Here is a 5581-nt window from a genome sequence, read left to right on the forward strand (position 1 = left end):
TCTAGACTATATCCCCTAGGCTTACCGCCTTTAGGTTTTATCTTTTCTTTTCCTTCAATACTCAAATTGTAATAATATGTGGATCTACCAAGCTTGACCACCTTCAAGACAAATACTGCGTTATATCCTTGATCTACATATTTTTTAGCTATTTCTACTTTATCTTTAATTGAGGGTTTGATTTTTTTATTAAGTCTTTAAGTATGGCTATTTCTAAGTCCTTCTCTCCTAGAAGCTTCTTTAGCTGATCATTCTCCTTTGTTATATCTGTTAATTCACTCTCTAGCCCTTTATCTCCCTCAACCAAAGCCTTTCTCCCTGGCTTAACCTTAATCTCATCTCTATTTTTTGATTCCTTGATCCAAGTAAATATAGTGGATTTTGATATTCCATGTCTTCTTGAAACAAGTGATACATTTCCTACTTCTTTAACTTCTCTTAATATTTCTTCTTTCAGTCCCTTTGTATAAGTTCTTCCTCTCATAGTTTACCTCCAATCACTTTCTACATTATAATAAATATATAGGCGATTGTCCAAATCAATTTACGGGCTTATGAGTTTAGCCCATCTCATTTGCTCGATACCACTCATCCTCGTCATCTCCGTTCTCATCAGAAAAAAGATTAAGCTGCTTCGGTTCGGCATTCCGGCGCTCTTTGGGATCGTAGTTGGTGATGATTACTTCCGGGTATTCACAGCCGCCGTCATACCGCTGCGCAAGGTTGTTGATGCGGGTAACGGAGGCGTTTATGATCTTCTTTCCGGAACACCACGGCATAATGCCCCTCGGTTTCGTAATAGGGCGGATCGCAATAAAAAAAGGCATTGTCTCGGTCGTACTGCCGGATCAATGCCTCAAAATCTTTATTTTCCACTACCGTATCCGCAAGCCTGCGGGACGCTTCCCATATGAGGAAGAAGGTTTTCCGCATATCACATGGCTGGCAACTGTAGGAAGTGCAGCCGCTGCCATAGCTATACCGGATTAGCTTGTAAAAGGCTGCTGCGCGACGCACGTCGCTTTTTCTCGCGTTCTCCAGCATCAACTCCTTCATATCTTCAAACTCCGGAGGGGAAAGGTTATGCTGCGCCAGTTCCAGCTCTTCTGAGAGATACTCTTGTGTAAATTCTTCTTTTTCAATAAATTTACGGATGACATAAAACTCATCCCTTGAATTAATGGGAAGAAAGCCAAGGTACCGGAGAAATTCCCATGTGCGGGTTTTGACGCAGTAAAAAAGATTAGCCAGGTTAGAGTTGTAGTCGTTGTAAACCTCCATTGCGTTTTGATCCGGCTTTTTGCCGAACAATACCCAGCCGCCGCCACCGAACACCTCAATATATCTGCCATAATTTTTGGGAAAGAGCCGGTATATAACGTTGCGGAGCGCCTTCTTGCCGCCGATCCAACTGATAAAGCTATTGATAAACATCACCTCACCTTCAAAGCAGTCACATGATTCCGGCTGTAACTGGAAGCCATGTGACTGCTGTTTTTTGTTCTATGTTGGAACCGCTGCTATGCCGTGCCGCCTTATGAGGAAGGCGTTAATGATCAGGCGGAGCAGTTTATCATTGATCAGTTCCGGATCGCTCAGTTCCGAAATGGCGATATGGTCTGTACCGTGATATAGATCCCTTGCTGTATGGAATATGGCGTAGCCATCCAGATCCACACCGTGGATACGAATATCTTTAAAGTGGATACTGCTCTGATTGATGAAGTCTTTCGATTGCTTCCAGAGGAAGGCGTCAGAAGTCAGCAGAAAAGCAGCTGCAGCATAGGCTTCGGAAAGGTTCAAAATCGGAAACAATCCGCTTTTTCGCAGGCTTTGAAATCTTCTGCGGTGTTCAGCGTTTCTGAAAAACATCGGATTAGCCTCGCTTTCTTTGAGCAGCTTCTCAATCCGCGAAGCAAATGTCCGAAGCTGAATTTCGCTTAGGAACAGCCGGAGCAGTTCCCCATAGGATACGCAACCGGCTGCGATTCGCTCCGGAAGGCAAATACAACCTACGAAGCCACAGCATTTTTTCTTTTCTGTTGTTTGTGTACAGAACCGGCAATCACAATCGGTGCCGGTATATTTGTAACGACTTCTCAAGACTCCGGTACTTCGGGGAGAAAAGCCGGGAATTAATTGCATTTCTATTTCAGTTAAGGTGAGAGGCGTGCCTCTCATGAACCTCGCTGGCATTGTTCTCAGTCCTTTCATCGCACCCTGCAGGGCAGTACTTTTTGAAAAATGGCAACAAAAAAAGTGGCTGTGTTTTCAGTCACGAAGAACACAGCCGCTCAAAAGTTACCCGGCAGGGCGCATTATTTTGTTTTCGAATATATGAAAAGAGGCCATACCATTTTGGCATGACCTCTGATCTCTTTATGCTATATATGATTTAGCCCTCAAAAAAGAGGGTGTGCATCTATGAAAAACGGGAGTCTTGAATTTCTCATTCAAAACTCCCGCAGCCCGCATAAACACTGGCTTTATTGGCCATGCATCTATATTGGGCAAATGTTTTGGTCTGGGTAACAAGATTTGAACTTGCGACCTCTAGAACCCCATTCTAGCGCGCTACCATCTGCGCCATACCCAGGCGACGATTAATATTATAGCATATATAGTAATTAAATCAATATATTATATAAATTTTGCCAAGGCAAATGAGTTAGTTTTCTAATATAGTTTTTAAGTTTTCATAATTTCCTGATAAATCTTTTAATATTGAGTTATTTGAATTCGCTTCATCAAAAGCTTTTACTGTATTTTCGGAACCATTGGATATAATCTCATATATTCCCTGACTCGTGTCACCAATAACCACGTAACAATCAGGATTATCAATTCCCTCTCTCAAAAACAAAAGCAGTTTATGATTTTGTTCTACTTTCTTATCAAATTCCTGTATTTGAAGTATTTTTATATTCTTTAAATCTTTTTTTCCTTTAAATACATTGATCACTGTTAGTTTTGATATAATAGCTGGCAATCCATTATAATCTCTTGTTTCCGTTTCACCAGTTGGTGTCGCCTCTAATATGGTAGTAGCAGTATTTTTTAATTCGCTAAGCCCATTAATACTTTTTACTGATTTATTTACCTTTTTAGCTGAAGCCCCTATAGATTGATTATTCATATTTTTATTATAATTGAAATGAACTATTACAATTCCTATAATACATAATGCCAACATTAAAGAGGAGATTACTGAACATTTTTTCAAAATATATACCTCCTTTGTTTCAATCTATAAATATAATATATTATTTTACATATATTTACAAGTAGGAAATAAGTATATACTTACTGACGGTAATTTTTATGCATTAAAAGAATTCATAAAAAATGTAATTGGTATTGCTGCTGAAACCTTGCTAGATCTGTTCCTGCAACCTGTGAAATTTGAATTTTAGCTCTTATTTAAGGACTATTGAAAATATTATTTCATCTTTCACAGCTACATTTTTATCATCTAAAGTGATTTCTATTAAAGCTATCTCCCTTAGCTTTCCATGAAATTTTTTCAAACTTTTTCTTAGCTATTCAATAGCTTTTAACGTATTTCTATCATCAAGTCTACTAGCTATAGTACAATGAGGAAACCACCTTTCAGGAAGATAAAGAGATTGATTATTATCTTTAAAATTAATAAAATTTGTATGATGAACCTTGTGAAAATCTAACAAAGCTTTAGATGTTGCAGGTGAAACAAACAGCGTACCCGTCTCTATAAATGTTCCTAATACATTAAAAGAAATGTCTATGCTTTCTTTATTCTTATAAAACTTAATCATATAGTCTATAAATTCACTTTTATTTAAATCGTCATAATCAGCTATAGTTATATGAGGTCTTTTCCCCTTTGAATTTACAACATAGTCAGTAATTTTATTTTCATTTAAATGATTCCAATAGCTTTTAAAAATATTTTCTGTGATTTCATCAAAATATCCAACTACTGCATATGAATACACAAAACTCACCACCTAATAATTATTTATCACTATGATACATTCATAATTTCTTCAATAATATAATTAAATATATATTTATAATTTTTCTACTTCTTTCATATATTCTACTATTAATTCATCTAACCATTGGCTTATTATCAGTTGTTTACCTTTGCTGTCATTTTCATCTAAAGTACAGCATATTTCATTTAAAACTTCTCTTAATTCACCTATTTGCTTATCCAGCCTTGCTAACTTAATATTTTTATTATTATTTTCCTCTATATCTATATTACAATCTACTTTTTCATTGATTATGATTCTATCACTTCCACTACTCATTGCTTTAGAAAGATTACTATCTACTTTAGATAATAACTCAGAAAATCCAGTATCATAATCTGAAATCCTATATACTGCAAAACTTGATGTAAAATTTATAATATCATCTTTATAGACCAATTTCTTTTGTTTTATTTGACTTCTAAGCCTATCAGCAATAATATATGCATCACTTACTTCTACATTATTCAAAATAACTATAAATTTTCTTGAACTATACCTTCCAACCCAATCATTATTATTTCTAATAGATTTTTTTATTAAACCTGAAACCATAACTAAAGCTCTTTCTTCTATAATATCTCCATACCTCTTTTTTATATCATCTAAATAATCTATTTCTGTCATGATTAATGATAAAGGAAGATTATTAATTTTACTATAGTTAAAATCTATTGGCAGTCTCTCTTCTATGTAATTTATATTATATAGATCAGTTAATTTATCTTTCACTGTTTTTTCATTCATGCTGTTAATAAGCTCACTTATAACGTATGTTTCATTATTTAATACACTGCCATTTTTAGAAATATCCTTTATGAGCTCCACAATAAATGTATTGCCATCTATACAAACCGGTATCGCTATTATTAAAATTATTTTATCCTTATCATATTCAATTTTTATAAATGTATCATTATTAATATAGGCTCTCATAGATATGCAATTTTTACAAAATGAATTTTTCTTCCACAAGTCAAAACACGAGTCATTTTCATGTTCGTTATAAGTATCAAAAACAATAGTCTTATTGAGAGGATCTACCACTCTCATATAATCATATAATTTATTAAAAACAGATATTTGACCAGTAATTTTTGCAATTAAATCCATATCTAACCCTTCTTTCGTTTTATAATACCACTTACGCTATTTTACAATTATGTTTAACCATATAAGAATTTAACATTAACTTTTATTGATTAATTACATAATTTCACATGTTATATCCTATAACACATGCTACGTAAATTATATCATCATAATTGGCATTACTCAATTTGCTTCATTCGTCATTTTTTGGCAAACATTTTAAACTACTACAAATTTTATAATACTAATTTCGACTTTTCATGGTATAAAAACAAAAATTTAATATTAGCATCTATCTATACAGTTACCACTTATTTATTAAGATTATAAACAAAAAAGCTACTAAGAATTAACTTAGTAGCTTTTAACCTGGCAACGTCCTACCCTTCCACCCAGTCACCCGGGCAGTACTCTCGGCGATACAGCGTTTAACCATCGTGTTCGGAATGGGAACGGGTGTAGCAGCTGTTCCA

At 34.7% G+C, this 5581-nt stretch carries 5 protein-coding genes, 1 tRNA gene, 1 rRNA gene and 1 pseudogene; all 8 read right to left on the reverse strand.

Annotated elements, in window-relative coordinates; translation table 11 throughout:
* Positions 1-154: 154 nt before the first annotated feature.
* The gene (locus tag IAI10_RS24190; RefSeq protein WP_315675882.1) at positions 155-484 is read right to left on the reverse strand and encodes a transposase; all 330 of its coding nucleotides are present in this window, start codon (positions 482-484) and stop codon (positions 155-157) included.
* 76 nt (positions 485-560) lie between these two features.
* Positions 561-1428, reverse strand: a pseudogene (locus tag IAI10_RS24195) (DNA adenine methylase).
* A 75-nt stretch (positions 1429-1503) separates the two neighbouring features.
* A complete protein-coding gene (locus IAI10_RS24200; protein ID WP_315675883.1) occupies positions 1504-2214 on the reverse strand; it encodes a hypothetical protein in 711 nt (236 codons plus the stop codon).
* A gap of 306 nt (positions 2215-2520) precedes the next feature.
* Positions 2521-2596, reverse strand: a tRNA-Pro gene (locus IAI10_RS24205).
* A gap of 72 nt (positions 2597-2668) precedes the next feature.
* Positions 2669-3223, reverse strand: coding sequence for a hypothetical protein (locus IAI10_RS24210; RefSeq protein ID WP_315675884.1), 555 nt, complete (start codon positions 3221-3223; stop codon positions 2669-2671).
* A gap of 316 nt (positions 3224-3539) precedes the next feature.
* A complete protein-coding gene (locus tag IAI10_RS24215) occupies positions 3540-3974 on the reverse strand; it encodes a 2'-5' RNA ligase family protein (protein WP_315675885.1) in 435 nt (144 codons plus the stop codon).
* 75 nt (positions 3975-4049) lie between these two features.
* Entirely contained in the window at positions 4050-5129 is a 1080-nt protein-coding gene (locus IAI10_RS24220) for a diguanylate cyclase (protein WP_315675886.1), read from the reverse strand.
* Between the two features lie 346 nt (positions 5130-5475).
* Positions 5476-5581, reverse strand: a 5S ribosomal RNA gene (gene rrf, locus IAI10_RS24225); the annotation flags it as partial.

Source organism: Clostridium sp. 19966 (assembly GCF_032335695.1).
Taxonomy (GTDB): domain Bacteria; phylum Bacillota; class Clostridia; order Clostridiales; family Clostridiaceae; genus JACTOJ01.